18 protein-coding genes are annotated in these 16176 nt (G+C 52.3%); 16 read left to right on the plus strand and 2 right to left on the minus strand.

What is annotated here, in order from left to right; genetic code table 11:
* Positions 1-6 precede the first annotated feature (6 nt).
* The 4 genes from pyrR to FHP88_RS15445 are packed head-to-tail and all read left to right on the plus strand — an operon-like array spanning position 7 to position 3696.
* Positions 7-531, plus strand: coding sequence for a bifunctional pyr operon transcriptional regulator/uracil phosphoribosyltransferase PyrR (pyrR, locus tag FHP88_RS15430; RefSeq protein WP_144360134.1), 525 nt, complete (start codon positions 7-9; stop codon positions 529-531).
* Complete coding sequence (locus FHP88_RS15435; RefSeq protein WP_144359984.1) at positions 528-1505, plus strand: aspartate carbamoyltransferase catalytic subunit; 978 nt, start codon at positions 528-530, stop codon at positions 1503-1505. Before pyrR ends, FHP88_RS15435 begins: the two co-directional genes overlap by 4 nt.
* Complete coding sequence (locus FHP88_RS15440) at positions 1502-2806, plus strand: dihydroorotase (protein ID WP_144359985.1); 1305 nt, start codon at positions 1502-1504, stop codon at positions 2804-2806. Before FHP88_RS15435 ends, FHP88_RS15440 begins: the two co-directional genes overlap by 4 nt.
* An 8-nt stretch (positions 2807-2814) precedes the next feature.
* Entirely contained in the window at positions 2815-3696 is an 882-nt protein-coding gene (locus FHP88_RS15445) for a dihydroorotate dehydrogenase electron transfer subunit (RefSeq protein WP_144359986.1), read from the plus strand.
* Between the two features lie 36 nt (positions 3697-3732).
* Here the strand turns inward: FHP88_RS15445 and FHP88_RS15450 are convergent, their stop codons facing one another.
* Both FHP88_RS15450 and FHP88_RS15455 read right to left on the minus strand, forming a co-directional pair.
* Positions 3733-4857, minus strand: coding sequence for a PilT/PilU family type 4a pilus ATPase (locus tag FHP88_RS15450; RefSeq protein WP_144359987.1), 1125 nt, complete (start codon positions 4855-4857; stop codon positions 3733-3735).
* Between the two features lie 47 nt (positions 4858-4904).
* Positions 4905-5942, minus strand: coding sequence for a type IV pilus twitching motility protein PilT (locus tag FHP88_RS15455; RefSeq protein ID WP_144359988.1), 1038 nt, complete (start codon positions 5940-5942; stop codon positions 4905-4907).
* Positions 5943-6131: 189 nt separating this feature from the next.
* Here FHP88_RS15455 and FHP88_RS15460 point away from each other — a divergent pair, with 189 nt between their 5' ends.
* The 12 genes from FHP88_RS15460 (at position 6132) to lptB (ending at position 16055) form a co-directional block, all read left to right on the plus strand.
* Positions 6132-6827: a YggS family pyridoxal phosphate-dependent enzyme gene (locus FHP88_RS15460; RefSeq protein ID WP_144359989.1), complete on the plus strand. Its 696-nt coding sequence runs from the start codon at positions 6132-6134 to the stop codon at positions 6825-6827.
* A gap of 90 nt (positions 6828-6917) precedes the next feature.
* The gene (gene proC, locus FHP88_RS15465) at positions 6918-7745 is read left to right on the plus strand and encodes a pyrroline-5-carboxylate reductase (RefSeq protein WP_144359990.1); all 828 of its coding nucleotides are present in this window, start codon (positions 6918-6920) and stop codon (positions 7743-7745) included.
* Positions 7745-8323, plus strand: coding sequence for a YggT family protein (locus FHP88_RS15470; RefSeq protein ID WP_186297749.1), 579 nt, complete (start codon positions 7745-7747; stop codon positions 8321-8323). The genes proC and FHP88_RS15470 overlap by 1 nt, the downstream gene beginning before the upstream one ends.
* Before the next feature lie 14 nt (positions 8324-8337).
* Entirely contained in the window at positions 8338-8637 is a 300-nt protein-coding gene (locus FHP88_RS15475) for a DUF167 family protein (protein WP_144359992.1), read from the plus strand.
* 109 nt (positions 8638-8746) lie between these two features.
* Positions 8747-10729, plus strand: a complete 1983-nt coding sequence (locus tag FHP88_RS15480; RefSeq protein ID WP_144359993.1) for a dynamin family protein — start codon at positions 8747-8749, stop codon at positions 10727-10729.
* Positions 10730-10834: 105 nt separating this feature from the next.
* Positions 10835-11281: a DUF4426 domain-containing protein gene (locus tag FHP88_RS15485; protein WP_260843336.1), complete on the plus strand. Its 447-nt coding sequence runs from the start codon at positions 10835-10837 to the stop codon at positions 11279-11281.
* 326 nt (positions 11282-11607) lie between these two features.
* Positions 11608-12630, plus strand: coding sequence for a calcium/sodium antiporter (locus FHP88_RS15495; protein WP_144359995.1), 1023 nt, complete (start codon positions 11608-11610; stop codon positions 12628-12630).
* Positions 12627-13625, plus strand: coding sequence for a KpsF/GutQ family sugar-phosphate isomerase (locus FHP88_RS15500; RefSeq protein ID WP_144359996.1), 999 nt, complete (start codon positions 12627-12629; stop codon positions 13623-13625). The genes FHP88_RS15495 and FHP88_RS15500 overlap by 4 nt, the downstream gene beginning before the upstream one ends.
* A 48-nt stretch (positions 13626-13673) precedes the next feature.
* Positions 13674-14201 carry a 3-deoxy-manno-octulosonate-8-phosphatase KdsC gene (kdsC, locus tag FHP88_RS15505; RefSeq protein ID WP_144360136.1) on the plus strand — a complete coding sequence of 176 codons (528 nt, stop codon included), beginning with the start codon at positions 13674-13676 and terminating at the stop codon, positions 14199-14201.
* Positions 14202-14253: 52 nt separating this feature from the next.
* Positions 14254-14823: an LPS export ABC transporter periplasmic protein LptC gene (gene lptC, locus FHP88_RS15510; protein ID WP_144359997.1), complete on the plus strand. Its 570-nt coding sequence runs from the start codon at positions 14254-14256 to the stop codon at positions 14821-14823.
* Positions 14807-15322 (plus strand): lipopolysaccharide transport periplasmic protein LptA, encoded by a 516-nt coding sequence (gene lptA, locus FHP88_RS15515; RefSeq protein WP_186297750.1) that lies wholly within the window; start codon positions 14807-14809, stop codon positions 15320-15322. The genes lptC and lptA overlap by 17 nt, the downstream gene beginning before the upstream one ends.
* A gap of 7 nt (positions 15323-15329) precedes the next feature.
* Positions 15330-16055, plus strand: a complete 726-nt coding sequence (gene lptB / locus FHP88_RS15520) for an LPS export ABC transporter ATP-binding protein (RefSeq protein ID WP_144359999.1) — start codon at positions 15330-15332, stop codon at positions 16053-16055.
* Positions 16056-16176 lie beyond the last annotated feature (121 nt).

A 16176-nucleotide genomic window follows, 5' to 3' on the forward strand; every position in this document is an offset into this window, starting at 1 on the left:
CCCTACATGCAAGCCGAGGCCATCGATGGACTCATTCATGAGATGGCGCAGGCAATCAAAACCCGGCTTGAAGTACAGCAAGCCAAAGACCCGGTTATGATCGGCATACATACCGGCGGCGTCTGGCTCGCAGAACGCCTGCACCAGCTGCTCCATATAAACCGTCCTCTGGGAACCCTGGACATCTCCTTTTACCGGGATGACTTTACCCGCATCGGCATGAACCCAAAAGTAAAGCCGTCCCAGATACCGTTTGAAGTTGAAGACCAACATATCATTCTGGTGGACGATGTCCTGCAAACTGGCAGAACCATCCGTGCCGCCATGAATGAGATCTTTGACTACGGTCGTCCTGCCTCTATTATGCTGGCAACACTGGTTGAGCGGAGTGGGCGCGAGCTCCCCATCCAACCCAGCGTCGTGGGCGTACGCCCTCCCCTGACCAACGAGCAGCAGATCACTTTGACGGGGCCTGATCCACTCAGCCTCATCATCGGCACATCAAAACAGGAGACCAGGGGAATATCGTGAGCAAGCCTAACATCCAACTCGACAGCAGTGGCAGACTCAAACATTTCCTCACCATCGATGGTCTCAAAAGAGAGATGCTCACGGAAATTCTGGACACCGCGGAATCCTTTACCGGGGTCTCAGAACGGGTCGTCAAAAAAGTACCGCTCTTACGTGGAAAAACCATCTGCAACCTGTTTTTTGAAAACAGCACCCGCACCCGCACCACCTTTGAAGTTGCGGCCAAGAGACTCTCGGCAGATGTACTCAACCTGAACGTCAGCACCTCTTCAACCACCAAAGGTGAGACGCTACTGGACACGCTGCGAAACCTGGAAGCCATGCATGTCGATATGTTTGTGATACGCCACTCAGACAGCGGCGCAGCACACTTCTTCGCCACACATGCCGCGCCGCACATCAGTGTCATTAATGCCGGTGATGGTCAGCATGCACACCCCACGCAGGCGATGCTGGACATGTTTACCATACGGCGCCACAAAGGGGATTTCACCGGGCTACGCGTTGCGATTGTCGGAGACATTCTCCACTCGCGGGTTGCCCGATCACAGATACTGGCCCTGAATACTCTGGGCACCTCGGAAGTTCGGGTTATCGCACCGCGCACACTCTTACCCTCTGACCCCCGCACCATGGGTGTGCATGTCTTCCACGATCTGGAAGAGGGCATCAGGGATGTGGATGTGGTCATCATGCTACGCCTTCAAAAAGAGCGCATGACCGGCGCCCTGCTACCCAGCGAGCACGAATATTTTCAGCTTTACGGCCTGACTGAAAAACGACTTAAGGCGGCTAAACCGGATGCCATTGTCATGCATCCCGGCCCCATCAACCGAGGCGTGGAGATGGACTCGCAAGTCGCCGATGGACCTCGCTCAGTCATTTTGCAGCAAGTCAGCTTCGGTATCGCTGTCCGCATGGCGGTCATGTCGATGACCATGGGAACTCTGGCCCAGGGAGCCGCTGGACGATGAGTACGACCAACAGCATTGCAATCCTCGGGGGACGGCTCATTGATCCTGCCAACGGCATCGATGAGATCAGCAATCTCTACATTAACAATGGGAAAGTTATCGCCGTAGGTGATCCTCCAGAGGCTTTCACTGCGCACCTTACCATCAACGCCAGTGGACAGATCGTCTGTCCTGGTCTGGTTGATTTGAGTGCACGCATGCGTGAGCCGGGCGAAGAACATATTGCCACCATCAGCAGCGAAACCAGTGCTGCCGCCAAAGCAGGAATCACAACACTCTGCTGTCCACCCGATACTGACCCGGTTGTTGACACACCCGCGGTAGTCACGCTGATGCTGCGGCGGGCCAAGCGCGCAGCCAAGGCACGACTATTACCTATCGGGGCTATGACTCAAAAACTGGCGGGCGAGCATCTCAGTGAAATGGTGGCTTTGAAGCGGGCTGGTTGTGTCGCCATGAGCAACGGCTATGCCCCACTCGCTAATACACTGGTTGAGCGACGCGCACTCGAATACGCCGCCACTTTTGGCATTACCGCTATTCTGCGCCCAGAAGATCGGCATCTACGCAACAACGGCTATGCCCATGAAGGGCCGGTCAGCGCGCGGCTCGGGCTTCCCGGGATACCGGAGGCGGCTGAATCCGTAGCCGTTGCCCGCGATCTCGCACTGGCTGAACATACCGGCTGCCGCATTCATTTCCACCTACTCTCCAGCGGCACAGCCGCACGGATGATTGAGCAGGCACAGCAGCAGCGGTTACCCGTTACTGCCAACGTGGCGGCACATCAACTGCACTTGACTGAGATGGACATTGAATACTTCGATAGCAATTGTCATCTCAATCCACCCTTGCGCAGCCTGGCGGATCGCGACGCCTTACGTTCAGCTTTGGCCAAAGGGGTGATTGGTGCGATCTGCTCAGACCATCAACCTTTAAAAGACGATGCCAAAGAGGCGCCTTTCCCATCGACCAAAACCGGCATGTCCGGTTTACAGACGTTGTTGCCTCTGACCCTCAAGCTGGTCGATGAGGGAGTGCTTTCATTATCGGAGGCCATCGCACGCGTCACCTGCGGTCCGGCAGACATACTCGACCTGCCCTATGGCAGACTCAATCCCGGTAGCAGTGCGGACATCTGTATCTTCGACCCGGATCGCCACTGGTTACTCAAGAAAGACGAAATTCCAAGCGCGGGACGTAATACACCCTTCATCGGCTGGGAATTCCAGGGCAAAGTAACTTACACCCTGTTTGAGGGACGCATTGTATTCCAATCAGACAGCACAACTGCAGCGTAAGACGATCTATGACAAGCCACAAACCCCATCGCGACACCATCTTCCTGGAAGAGGCTGAAATTCTCTCTCACGAGGCCTATGCAGGCGAACAGTATATTCTCCGTGTGCAAGCGCCTCTGTGTGCAGAGCGGGCCCTGCCGGGCAGTTTTGTCCACATTCAGTGTGACCGATCAAAACCCTTGCGCCGTCCTATATCGATCATGCGCGCATCGGCCAAACAGGGCTGGGTGGATTTTCTCTACAAAGCGGTCGGTGAAGGTACGCGTCTCCTGGCCCAGAGAAAAAAGGGCGAACTATTGAGTATGCTGGGACCGATCGGGGTGCCCTTCAAACTGAATCCTGAACGATCCATACCCCTATTGATCGGGGGCGGGGTCGGCATGCCACCCATGATATTCATCGCTGAAACGCTGGCCGGAAACCCAGCCTATAAACCGATGGTAATCCTGGGTTCCGAAGTACCCTTCCCATTTAAGCCGCAACCTTCAAGTATCCTTGTACCGGAAATGCCTGAAGGGGTAATCGCCAGCATGCCATTGCTTGATGACTGGCATATCCCGAGTCGCCTGGCGAGTTTGCAAGGCTTTCCTGGGTGTCATGAGGGCTACGTAACCGACCTGGCGAGACATTGGCTTAGCGAACTCTCCATGGAGGCACGCACCCAGGTGGAGATATTCTCCTGTGGACCCCATCCAATGCTCGAAGGTGTTGCAAAACTGGCCGCCGAGTTCGACCTTCCCTGCCAAGTTTCCCTGGAAGAGTTCATGGCCTGTGGTGTCGGTGGATGCGCGGGCTGTGTTGTAGAGGTCGAGACAGCGACAGGGCCTGCAATGAAGCGGGTCTGTGTCGATGGCCCGGTATTCGATTCGCGGACGGTTTTTCCAAGCTAAGGCTTATCCCATCAGTTCGCTGATGGGGTAAAAAAGTCAGCCCTCTTCCTGGTCCAGCAGGGTAACGGTGTTCATTCGAGCGGCATAGCGCTCCGCGTCTGTACCACCCAACTTGATCATCAACCGCACCTCATTGGCCGAGTCAGCATGCAAGATGGCGTCTTCGTAGGTGATCTCACCTTCGGTATAGAGTTTATACAGCGCCTGATCAAACGTCATCATGCCCTGTTCGGTAGAGCGCTTCATCAGATCTTTCAGCTTATGCACCTCCCCTTTGCGAATCAAATCCGCAGCCAGAGGGGTATTGATCAGCGTCTCTACCACCGGGCGACGACTCTTGCCATCCGGCCGCCGCACCAATTGCTGGGCCACTATAGCCCGCAGATTCAATGAGAGATCCATAAATACCTGATCCCGCCGATCCTCCGGGAAGAAGTTAATAATACGATCCAGCGCCTGATTGGCGTTATTGGCATGGAGCGTGGACAGTACCAGATGGCCAGTTTCGGCAAAGGCGATCGCGTGATCCATCGTCTCGCGGGTACGGATTTCACCAATCAAAATCACATCGGGTGCTTGCCGCAGGGTATTCTTCAGGGCTACTTGGTAAGATTCGGTATCAATGCCCACTTCACGCTGGGTGATGATGCAGCCATCGTGATTATGAATAAACTCGATCGGATCTTCGATGGTAATGATATGACCCGAACTGTTGCGGTTTCGATACCCGACCAGTGAGGCAAGGGAGGTGGATTTACCCGTACCGGTTGCCCCGGCAAAAATCACCAGCCCCCGTTTCGCCAGCGCAAGATCTTTCAATATAGGGGGAAGCAGCAGATCGTGGATCTCTGGGATGCGGGTCTCAATCCGCCGCAACACCATACCCACCGCATCACGCTGTACAAAGGCACTCACACGGAAGCGTCCCGCACCTTTTGAGCTGACGGCAAAGTTACACTCATTGGTCTGGGAAAACTCTTCCCGCTGGGCAGGTGACATGATGCTGACGACAAGCTCCTTGGCTTGCTCATCACTGAATTTGCTCTTCGATACAGGCATAATGCGGCCATTGACCTTTATGCAAGGCGGCATACCGGCGGTAACAAAGAGATCCGAGGCCTTTTTCTGGGCCATTAAATTCAATATTGCATTAAAATCCACTTTTCCCTCGCTACCGGCTATGAGCCGGTTCCATAAACTGCACTAGATCAGGAGAAAATCTCTTTGTTGGCCGCCTTCATACGCGCATCCAACCGACTAATCATACCCTTTTTCACCAACTCCTGAAGATGCTGATCAAGCGTCTGCATACCTGTTGCTTGCCCAGTCTGGATGGCCGAATACATCTGCGCCACTTTGTCTTCACGAATCAGATTGCGAATTGCCGGAGTACCCACCATGATCTCCCAAGCCGCAGTTCGACCACCACCCACCTTCTTCATCAGCGTCTGGGCAATTACCGAGCGCAATGATTCAGAAAGCATGGAACGCACCATTGATTTCTCACCGGCTGGAAATACGTCAATAATCCGGTCAATGGTCTTGGCCGCTGAACTGGTATGCAAGGTACCAAACACCAAGTGCCCGGTCTCAGCTGCCGTCAGCGCAAGACGAATGGTCTCCAGATCGCGCAACTCGCCCACCAGAATGATATCTGGGTCCTCACGTAACGCAGAACGCAGGGCCTCCGAGAAACCAAGGGTGTCCCGATGCACTTCGCGCTGGTTAATCAGACATTTTTTACTGGTATGGACAAACTCGATAGGATCCTCAATGGTCAGAATATGGCCATACTCGGTGTCATTTTTGTAATCCATCATCGCCGCAAGTGTGGTGGATTTACCAGAACCGGTAGGCCCTGTCACCAACACCAACCCCCGTGGAACATTGACGATGTCCTTAAAGGTTTCCGGACAACCCAGATCTTCCAGGGTCAACACCTTGGCAGGAATGGTACGAAACACCGCAGAGGCACCGCGATCCTGATTGAAGGCATTCACACGGAATCGGGCAAGCCCTGGAATTTCAAACGAAAAATCCGTCTCAAGAAACTCTTCGTAATCTTTCCGCTGTTTATCGTTCATGATGTCATACACCAAACCATGTACGACTTTGTGATCCAGCGCTGGCACATTGATCCGGCGAATATCGCCATCAACCCGGATCATCGGCGGCAGTCCCGCAGAAATGTGCAAGTCTGAGGCCTCATGCTTAACGCTAAAGGCAAGAAGCTCAGCAATATCCATACACCCCATCTCCCGTTATTGTGTTATTTGCATATGAGACGCCAACACCCTCACTACCAGCCATCCTGGACGTCTCCCTGAACGGATAGCGGCCGCAATTGGGGAATCTGGCGTTTTTTTGTTTTAATAGCTAAACAGTAAAACCCGTTCACCCATACCCTATTATAGACACACAGGCTCACCAAGATCATGTCCGCAATCAATACGCGCCTTGAAGCAGTAAATCAACAGATCCAGCACGCCATAAAAAAGTATCATCGTGATGCCGATTCAGTGAGCCTTCTTGCAGTAAGCAAGACCCGACCCGCTGAAGAGATCGCCTTGGCCGTCACCGCAGGGCAACACCGCTTTGGCGAGAGCTACATCCAGGAAGCCCTGATCAAGATCGACCAACTCAAGGCACTGCAAATCGAATGGCACTTCATAGGCAGGATACAGGGAAACAAGACCCGGTCCATAGCAGAAAACTTCGACTGGGTTCACAGTATCGACAGCGTCAAACAGATTAAGCGACTGAATGAGCAACGACCGAAGGCTCTACCGCCACTCAATATCTGCTTGCAGATCAAAATAGATGACGAAGAGAGTAAGGCCGGACTTTCCCCTGAACAGGCAAAGTGCATCATTGATGAGATGGCGCATTACCCCCGATTATTACTCAGGGGCTTCATGACCCTGCCTGCCCCCGCTGAAAATCTGGAGGAGCAGCGCCAACCGTTTAAAACATTGCGTCTCCTACGTGACCAACTGGCCACTGAAGCCATGCCGCTGGAGACACTGTCCATGGGCATGAGTGACGATTTAGAGGCCGCCATTGCGGAAGGATCTACCCTTGTCAGGATAGGCACCGCCATCTTTGGTCCAAGAAACTATCCGGCCAAATGAACGCTCAGGGATATGTCAGCGCATACGAATGCGATAGGATATGAACAAAGCCTCCGGGCATCTGTATTAGCTACAAGTTGAACAACCACTATGAAAAACAAGATGATCGCCTTTATTGGTAGCGGAAACATGGCAACCAGCCTCATTGCTGGCCTGGTCGCTGATGGCTACAACCCGAAAAAAATCATAGCCAGTGACCCAGACAGCGAAAAGCTGGCTGATCTGTCAGCACGTTTTGGCATTCTGTCTGCCCAGAACAATCACGCAGCCGTCAAACAGGCGGATGTACTGGTACTGGCAGTCAAACCTCAGATATTAAAGACAATTTGCTGCGACCTGGCAGACGCCGTTCAACAACAACAACCACTGGTTGTCTCCATTGCAGCCGGCATCCGGGAAAAGGACATGCAGCAATGGCTGGGTGGCGATATCGCCTTGGTTCGTACCATGCCCAACACTCCGGCCATGTTGCAAGCGGGAGCAACCGCACTGCATGCCGGTCTGGGCGTGTCAGATGATCAGCGTGACTTGGCTGAGTCGATACTTCGAGCAGTCGGCCTCACCCGCTGGGTAGATAACGAGGACCTAATGGATGTAGCAACGGCGCTGTCAGGCAGTGGACCCGCTTATTTCTTCCTGGTTATGGAAGCAATGGAGGCGGCGGCCATCGACAATGGACTTCCCGCTGACACCGCGCGCCTGTTAACGATTCAGACAGCTCTGGGCGCTGCCCGCATGGCGATCGAAAGCAGTGACGGACCCGCTACACTCAGGAAAAAAGTCACCTCCCCGGGCGGCACCACAGAGCGCGCCTTGGAGATACTGGAGCAGGGTAATCTGAAAGCGCTGTTCTCCGAAGCGCTTACGGGTGCCCGCCAACGCTCAGAAGAGCTATCAGAGCTATTAGGCAATCACTGATGGGCAGTAACTATCTCACCGATCCACTGGCGTTTTTGATCCAGATAATATTCGACCTCTATATCATGGTGGTGATGTTACGTTTTATCCTGCAACTGGTTCATGCGGATTTCTATAATCCAATCTCCCAGTTTGCTGTAAAAGTGACCACCCCGGCCCTTCGACCACTACGGAGAATCATACCGGGAATCTCGGGTATTGATGTGGCCTCAATCGTCCTGATGCTCCTGCTCAAATCGATTGAACTCACCCTCATCATGCTGGTTTCTGGTAAGGGGGCTCATCCACTTGCCGCCCTGGCCTTTGCGATCCCAGACCTGCTTGAGCTTGCGATAAACTTTTTCCTGTTTGCCATTTTGATACAAGTCATTCTGAGCTGGGTCAATCCAGGCAATTACAATCCAGCAACCGCACTGCTGCACAGCATTACCCAGCCCATCTTAAGACCGGCACAACGCCTCATACCACCGATTAGTGGGCTTGACCTGTCACCTATGGTTGTTCTTGTTGGCTTACAGCTGTTAAAGATGCTACTACTCCCGCCCATGCAGCTGCTTGTTACAAACCTGTTTCTCTGAATTGAGGCCTATCGGTGAGTGAACAGTGGTTCCGCTGGGAGGGAGAAAACCTCTATATCTCTCTCAGGGTCCAGCCAAGAGCAAGCAAGGATGAGTTCGTAGCACCCTATGGCGAACAGTACAAGCTGCGTATTACTGCACCGCCTGTCGAGGGCAAGGCCAATGCGCACCTGATACGCTTTCTGGCAAAAGCCTTTGGTGTCGGCAGAGACCAGGTCACCTTAGTCTCAGGAGAAAGCTGCAAAAACAAAGGCTTCCGCATTGAAAAGCCGGTGAAATTTCCAATCCCCCTCACAAAACCCACAAAAAACTGAAAAGTTTTCCTCAAAAATTCAAAGCAGTAGCCAATATACTACCTATAATTTCTCGAATAGTGAGATATCCCTGTAGTAATATCGGGTAATGCAATAAAAGGAAAACTCTGTGGAACGATCGCGATTGGAACAGAAGCTCAAGGCCTATGAGCATTGGAAGGCGGACATCATCCGCACGGTCAAGCTCTATTTTAGCTGGCTGAGCAAACACCGTCTGGCCACAGCAGAGAGCGAAAAAAGGATCAGGGAGTGCCTGGCATCGCTCTATAGCGATCGACTCACCATCGCCTTTGTTGCAGAGTTTTCCCGTGGCAAGACCGAATTGATCAATGCCATCTTCTTCTCTGATTTTGGTCGTCGACTCCTCCCCTCTACAGCCGGTCGCACGACCATGTGCCCAACAGAGCTGTTCTATGACCAAAAGGCCGATCAGGCCTATGTGCGACTGCTCCCAATCGAGACCCGCCTCCAGGATACCGGCATTCGTGAACTGAAGAAAAAACCGGCCCTTTGGGTTACCTACCCACTGGACCTGGAATCAGTGGACCAGGTTGAAGACTGCTTACAGGAAGTGATCAAGACCCGTAAAGTAACGCTCGCAGAGGCGGTACGCCTGGGCATGTACGATCCGCAACAGCACCCCAATCAGAGTCGGCCACCCGATTTTGTCGAGATCCCAAAATGGCGTCATGCCATGATCAGCTTCCCTCACCCTTTACTGAAGCAGGGACTGACGATTCTCGATACACCCGGACTCAACGCACTGGGAAGTGAGCCGGAACTGACACTGAAAATGCTCCCCTCGGCACAGGCCGTCCTATTTGTACTGGGGGCGGATGCCGGTGTCACACGCAGTGATTTGGAGATGTGGCAGAATCACATCAAGGGTTTTCACCGCAGTCGCCAACGCGGCTTGATGGTGGTACTGAACAAGATCGATACGCTCTGGGATGAACTGCAAGACCAGGAAAGTATTGACGACGCCATAAACCGGCAACGCAATCACACCGCCCAAATTCTTGGCGTCAGCCGTAATGCCATCTTCCCGGTTTCTGCACATAAGGGTCTGCTGGCCAAGATCAAGCAAGACAGCCAGCTGATGGAACAGAGCCGGCTACTTGAGCTTGAGCATTATCTGTCGAACGACATCATGGATTCCCGGCAGGAGATCATCAAAGACACTGTAACGGCTGAAATCAGCCAAATGGTAGAAAACACCCGAGGTATTGTGGTGACCAAGCTGAATGGCATTCAGTCTCAACTGGATGAGTTGCGCCAACTCAGTGGCAAGAGCCAAGACATGATAGAGCACATGATGATCAAAACCCGCAATGAACAAGCGGAGTACATGCGCAATGTGAACAGCTTTCAGGCGAGCCGGAAGATTCTTAAAGACCAAGCCACTACACTCAGGGAAGCCTTGGACTTAAAGAAGCTGGAACGCTCCATCAATGCCACGCACAATGCCATGGCCGATAACTGGACTACCCTGGGACTGCAATCCAGCATGCGGTCTCTGTTTGATGACATGCGCGGAAACATGCAGATCGTGGTGGATCAGAGTGAGCAGGCAAGAAAACTGATCCGCAGCATCTACCGGCGATTTCAGAATGAACACGGCTTTTCTGTTGTACAACCCAAGATGTTCTCAATCATGCGTTATCGGGTTGAACTGGAGATGCTTTATCAAGAGGCGGAGATCTTCCGCAAAAGCCCTGTAACCGCGATGACCGAGAAGCACTTTGTGGTGAAGCGATTCTTTGTCGCCATGGTTAGCCGTGCCCGAGATATATTTTTCCAGGCCAGGCAAGAGGTTGACACCTGGCTCAGCACTGCGCTCGAACCCCTCACTTTCCAGATTCGCGAACACAAGGAGATGATGGAGCGTCGCTTGTTCGATCTGCAAAAAATCAGTCGCTCACGGGATACCCTTGAGTCACGGGTTAATGAGCTGGAAAATCAGCATAATGCTGTTGCCAAGCAACTGACAATATTGCGCAACATCCACAATACACTGAATGCCAACTACCCACTGGATGGCACAGAACGGCCCAAACCAAAGCTCGTTTCAGAGAGAAAAACAGGCAGCTAACAAGGTCACTGCCAGCATAAACAATTTCCACCCCCGCTATAAAAGGCTATCCTTAATGCAGCGTGTCAAGTTAGTTAACAACACACTGTATATCGAGGCAAGACCATGTTAGCCCAGAAAATTCGCGTCGCCACTTTTCTCACCTTGTTGCTACTGGCAACAGCCACAATGGCTGAGAACAGCACACAGTTTAATGGCTTTACCATCCACCATAACGCCATACCCACGGCAATACTCACACCCGACGTAGCCAGCAGTTATAAAATCACCCGCAGCAAATATCGCGGGCTCTTGAATATCAGCGTGATAAAGGATGTGCCAGGAACAACAGGCCAACCCGTCAGCGCTAATGTTTCGGCCTATGCCATAAACCTGATTGGGCGTCGGCACCATATTGATCTGAAGCAGATTCAAGAAGGCAATGCTATCTACTATATTGGCGATTTTCCGATCGTGGATGGCGAGATGCTCACCTTCGTCCTGGAGATCACACCCGAGGGAAGCGAACGTGCTGCCAAGGCAACACTGAAGCAGGAATTTTATATCGATTGATATGTCAAATATCCTCCCTTTTAAAAAGCCCAAGGCCAGTGTACGTCACAAGGGAAATACACTCTGTCGGAATGGCCATCATAAGTGGTCCATCGATAAAGCGCAGGTGTTTGATGTCAAACAGGGAAAATTGCTCAATCGCTACCGCTGCACCCGTTGCGGAGCAACGCGGAACCGGGCCGAATAGCACCACTCACTTCCCCAATGCGTTTTTCCGGGGAATTTCCTCCCAAGAAACTTGGACAATATTCATCAGGTCTGAAACAATGCCTGCGCCAATCCCGGCCCAAAAAATATCGGATAGCTAACCCTTCGCAGCCCTCTTTATGCTTCTCGAGATTCTCGCAATAATCGCTGGTTTCGCCCTCTTGGTCTGGGGTGCGGACAAATTTGTCAGTGGTGCCTCCTCCATTGCCAACAATCTGGGACTCCCCCCCATGATCATCGGCTTGACCATTGTTGGGTTCGGCACCTCAGCACCTGAGGTCCTGGTGTCGACGATGGCCGCGATACAGGGAAATTCCGGGCTCGCTATCGGCAATGCCCTCGGGTCCAACATCGCCAACATCGGCTTTATCCTGGGCTGCACCGCCCTGATCGCACCACTCTGTGTTAGATCGGAAACCTTACGCCGTGAGTACCCGATGCTGCTCGCTGTTTGCCTGGGTACACTGGTCCTACTACTGGACGGCATACTGGGCGTGAGTGATGGATTGATACTACTGGTTGGCCTGGTGGCCATGCTATTTGCCATGGTCCGAATCAGCATGCGCAGCCTGGCAAGTGATCCGATGAACGCCGAGATCATTGCTGAGATGCCTGAGACGATGAGTACAGGTAAGGCTGTATTTAGCTTTACCCTGGGTTTGGCACTATTGCTTTTCAGCTCTCGCATACTGGTCTGGGGTGCAGTGAACATTGCCACGGCCTACGGCGTCAGTGACCTGGTGATTGGTCTCACCATCGTGGCACTGGGGACAAGCCTGCCCGAGTTAGCTGCCAGCATTATGAGTGCCTTGAAAAATGAACATGACATTGCCATTGGCAACGTACTCGGTTCCAACATGTATAATCTGCTTGCCGTTCTGGCCATGCCAGGCTTGATTGCACCTGGAGCCTTTGATCCCATGGTCTTGTCCAGGGACATGCCCGTAATGATAGGCTTGACGCTTGCGCTGTTTGTCATGGGCTACGGCTTTGGCAGTGCAGGACGAATCAATCGCTTTGAGGGGCTATTGCTGATACTGGCCTTTGTCGGCTATCAGGCGGTACTCTTCATGCAAGCAAAAGAGGTTCCGGTGCAAGCACCGACAGCCTATTATCAGACCGCAGAACAACACTATATATGAATCAGGATTGCACACCCTCTCCTGAAGAGGCAAAAAAACTCCAGGCCCTTGGCCTTGCCGTGATTCACAACGAGGCCGCCGCTATCCAGGCACTGGCGAGTCGCATTAATGGTGATTTCGCCCAAGCTTGTGGCTACATGTTGAATTGTGAAGACCGCATCGTGGTTACCGGCATGGGCAAGTCAGGGCACATTGGCAGCAAAATAGCCGCCACCTTGGCGAGCACCGGTAGCCCGGCTTTTTTTGTCCATCCGGGCGAGGCCAGTCATGGCGATCTGGGTATGATTACGGCCAAGGATGTCGTCTTAGCCCTCTCCAATTCGGGCGAGACGGCAGAAATCCTCACCATCCTGCCACTGATAAAACGCCTGGGAATTCCGTTGATCGCCTTGACCGGAAATCCACAGTCGACCCTGGCCATTCAGTCTGATGTGCACATTGACGTCAGTGTGGAACAGGAGGCCTGCCCGCTCAATCTTGCACCAACCTCCAGTACCACCGCCACCCTGGCAATGGGGGATGCCCTAGCGGTCGCACTACTGGAATCAAAAGGTTTTACAGAGCAGGACTTTGCCCGATCACATCCAGGTGGAAGTCTGGGCCGTCGCCTGCTGTTGATGGTGAGCGATGTCATGGTTACCGGCCACAACATCCCGCAGGTATCTGAGCTGGCGAGTCTGCGTGATGCCCTCCTTGAGATGACCAACAAAGGGCTCGGCATGACCGCCGTCGTCGATGAATCAGGTCGCATCAAAGGCATCTACACTGACGGCGATCTGCGGCGCACGCTTGATCGGGATATCGATATACGCAACGCGCTCGTTTCTGAGGTCATGACGCCAGGAGGCACCACTGCCACGACGGATATGCTCGCGGCAGAAGTGCTTAAGTTGATGCAGGAAAAGAAGATCAACTCACTGTTTGTTGTCAATGAACAGCAGATACCAATCGGCGCCCTCAATATGCATACCTTGTTGCTTGCGGGCATCTTCTGATAAAAGTACCTACCTGAGTCCAGTTAAAGCAGTAGAAGGATGAAACAGATGCAGGAGATTCTAAAACGAGCCAAACGGATCGAACTGATCATCTTCGATGTGGATGGCGTACTGACCGACAGTACCCTCTACCTGGGTGATGATGGTCAAGAGTACAAGGCCTTCAACTCAAAAGACGGTCTCGGAATGAAACTGCTGCAGAAGAGCGGTGTCGAGATCGGCATTATCACAGGCCGCACATCCAAAGTTGTGGCGATTAGGATGGAAAGCCTGGGCATCAAGCATGTCTATCAAGGACAACGGAACAAGATACCCGCATTTGAAACACTGCGAGATGAACTGGGACTGACGAATGAACAGATCGCCTACGTCGGTGATGATGTGGTAGACCTGCCTATTTTGCGCCAGGTAGGTCTGGCCATTGCCGTACAAGACGCCCATGACTTGGTGAAACAGCACGTCCACTGGCAGACCAAACTACCTGGGGGTCGCGGAGCAGCCCGCGAGATTTGTGAGTTGATTCTGCAAGCGCAAGGCAATCTGGACAACGCCTTTGAGAAATTTATCTCTAAATGAATAGTCTATTGATACCACCCACACCCGCTAAAGTTCAGGAAATGAAACGCGCATGATTGAACAGAAAAACATTGTGGTCGGTGGTATTCTGCTGCTTCTGGTGGGTGGAACACTGTGGCTGACCCAACAGAGTCAAGTGGATGAAACAGACTATACCGCACTGGAACACAGGCCTGATTATTACTTAGAGGCTGTCGACACCACCCTGATGGGTATCGATGGAAAGCCAGGAAAGCGCTTAGTTGCGGAGCGGATGACACATTTTATCGATGACGACAGCACAGAACTCAAATTACCACGCCTAACCCTGTATGATCAGGAGCGCCCCCCTTGGCGCGTTAACTCAGAGACCGGCTGGCTGTCGGGAGACGGGGCCGTACTGTTACTTCAGGGGACGGTTAAAATTGATCGCTCTGCAGCCCCGGGGATCAGGCCATTTCACATCATCACCCGTGACCTGAGAGTACAGCCAAGAGACAATTACGTGGAAACCGATGCCGACGTATTTGCCAAGAGCAATAAGGACCGCATCAACGCCAAAGGCATGCAAATCTGGCTGCAACAGCCGATGCGCATTAAATTACTTGCCAATGTTAGAGGACATTATGAAGTCAATCCATAAGCCTGCATTCACCACTTGCCGATGGCTCATTGTAATCTTGCTGCTGGCACTACCCAGTCTCGCATCCGCACTCCAGTCCGACAAAGATCAACCCATCAACGTGGAAGCAGACAGTGTCGAGATCGACGACAGACAGGGCATCAGCATCTACAAGGGTAACGTTGAACTGACCCAAGGCAGTATTATCCTTAAAGCCGACAAGGTCACCGTAACCCAGCAAGCCAATCAGACAGATCGCATTGAAGCCCTAGGCAATCCCGTTACATTTAAACAGGACACAGAGAGTGGAAAAGGCGCCATTAAAGGCCGTGCGAAAAAGACCGAATACTTTGCAAATAGCGAACTCATCAATATGACGGGCGACGCTGTTCTGATTCAGGGCAAGGACACCTTCAAAAGCGACAAAATTATCTATGATCGAGCACGTGCCGTTGTCAAGGCAGGCGCCAGCGCCAAGGGCAAAGAACGTGTGCGTGTAACCATTGGCGGCAAGAAATAATCTAAAAATGACCGTATTAGCTGCTGAGAATCTGGCAAAACATTATCGCCGACGCGCTGTCGTGAATGGTGTCTCCCTGAATTTATCGAGTGGAGAGGTCGTAGGCCTACTCGGCCCCAATGGTGCCGGCAAAACCACCTGTTTTTACATGATGGCTGGATTAATTCCTTCTGAAGGAGGAACAATCACCATTGATGGACACGATATCACCGCCTTGCCGATGCATGCACGAGCCCGGCTGGGATTGGGCTACCTGGCCCAGGAACCCTCTATTTTTCGCAAGCTAACGGTCTTCAACAATATTTTTTCGATCCTCGAGACCCGAAAAGAACTCAAAAAGCCCGAACAGATAGAGGCCTGTGAGGCATTACTGGTTGACTTTAACCTGACTCATTTACGCAATAACCAGGCGATGAGCCTGTCTGGCGGCGAACGCCGACGACTTGAAATTGCCCGCTCCTTAGCGATGGAGCCACGTTTTATCTTGCTCGATGAACCGTTTGCCGGAATTGACCCCATCTCAGTCAAAGACATCCAGAATATCATTCGCACCCTCTCCTCTAAGGGTATCGGCGTCCTGATTACCGATCATAACGTGCGGGAAACCCTTGGAATCTGCCAGCGCGCTTATATCATCAGCGAAGGGAAAGTACTGGCAGAAGGTGACCCAGAAACCATCCTGGCCAATGAGGAGGTGCGGGATGTCTACCTGGGCAAAGAGTTCAGTCTCTAGCTGAATTTCGTTCATTCAATTGATTAATAGCAATAATCAATTTTCTCCTTGTGCGCAAATTCACTTTTTACGCTAGAATGAAACTGTGAAAACTATACAAATAACGTACCAGATTTAGATG

This window comes from Sedimenticola selenatireducens, assembly GCF_007625115.1.
Taxonomy (GTDB): domain Bacteria; phylum Pseudomonadota; class Gammaproteobacteria; order Chromatiales; family Chromatiaceae; genus Sedimenticola; species Sedimenticola selenatireducens_A.

Excerpts from the sequence above, each read along its gene's own strand:
- pyrR (WP_144360134.1), top strand. The coding sequence starts at position 7 with ATGCAAGCCGAGGCCATCGATGGACTCATTCATGAGATGGCGCAGGCA.
- lptB (WP_144359999.1), top strand. The coding sequence starts at position 15,330 with ATGACCGTATTAGCTGCTGAGAATCTGGCAAAACATTATCGCCGACGC.
- FHP88_RS15485 (WP_260843336.1), top strand. The coding sequence starts at position 10,835 with ATGTTAGCCCAGAAAATTCGCGTCGCCACTTTTCTCACCTTGTTGCTA.
- FHP88_RS15455 (WP_144359988.1), bottom strand. The coding sequence starts at position 5,942 with ATGGATATTGCTGAGCTTCTTGCCTTTAGCGTTAAGCATGAGGCCTCA.
- FHP88_RS15460 (WP_144359989.1), top strand. The coding sequence starts at position 6,132 with ATGTCCGCAATCAATACGCGCCTTGAAGCAGTAAATCAACAGATCCAG.
- kdsC (WP_144360136.1), top strand. The coding sequence starts at position 13,674 with ATGCAGGAGATTCTAAAACGAGCCAAACGGATCGAACTGATCATCTTC.
- FHP88_RS15500 (WP_144359996.1), top strand. The coding sequence starts at position 12,627 with ATGAATCAGGATTGCACACCCTCTCCTGAAGAGGCAAAAAAACTCCAG.
- lptC (WP_144359997.1), top strand. The coding sequence starts at position 14,254 with ATGATTGAACAGAAAAACATTGTGGTCGGTGGTATTCTGCTGCTTCTG.
- FHP88_RS15470 (WP_186297749.1), top strand. The coding sequence starts at position 7,745 with ATGGGCAGTAACTATCTCACCGATCCACTGGCGTTTTTGATCCAGATA.
- FHP88_RS15445 (WP_144359986.1), top strand. The coding sequence starts at position 2,815 with ATGACAAGCCACAAACCCCATCGCGACACCATCTTCCTGGAAGAGGCT.
- FHP88_RS15495 (WP_144359995.1), top strand. The coding sequence starts at position 11,608 with ATGCTTCTCGAGATTCTCGCAATAATCGCTGGTTTCGCCCTCTTGGTC.
- lptA (WP_186297750.1), top strand. The coding sequence starts at position 14,807 with ATGAAGTCAATCCATAAGCCTGCATTCACCACTTGCCGATGGCTCATT.
- FHP88_RS15440 (WP_144359985.1), top strand. The coding sequence starts at position 1,502 with ATGAGTACGACCAACAGCATTGCAATCCTCGGGGGACGGCTCATTGAT.
- proC (WP_144359990.1), top strand. The coding sequence starts at position 6,918 with ATGAAAAACAAGATGATCGCCTTTATTGGTAGCGGAAACATGGCAACC.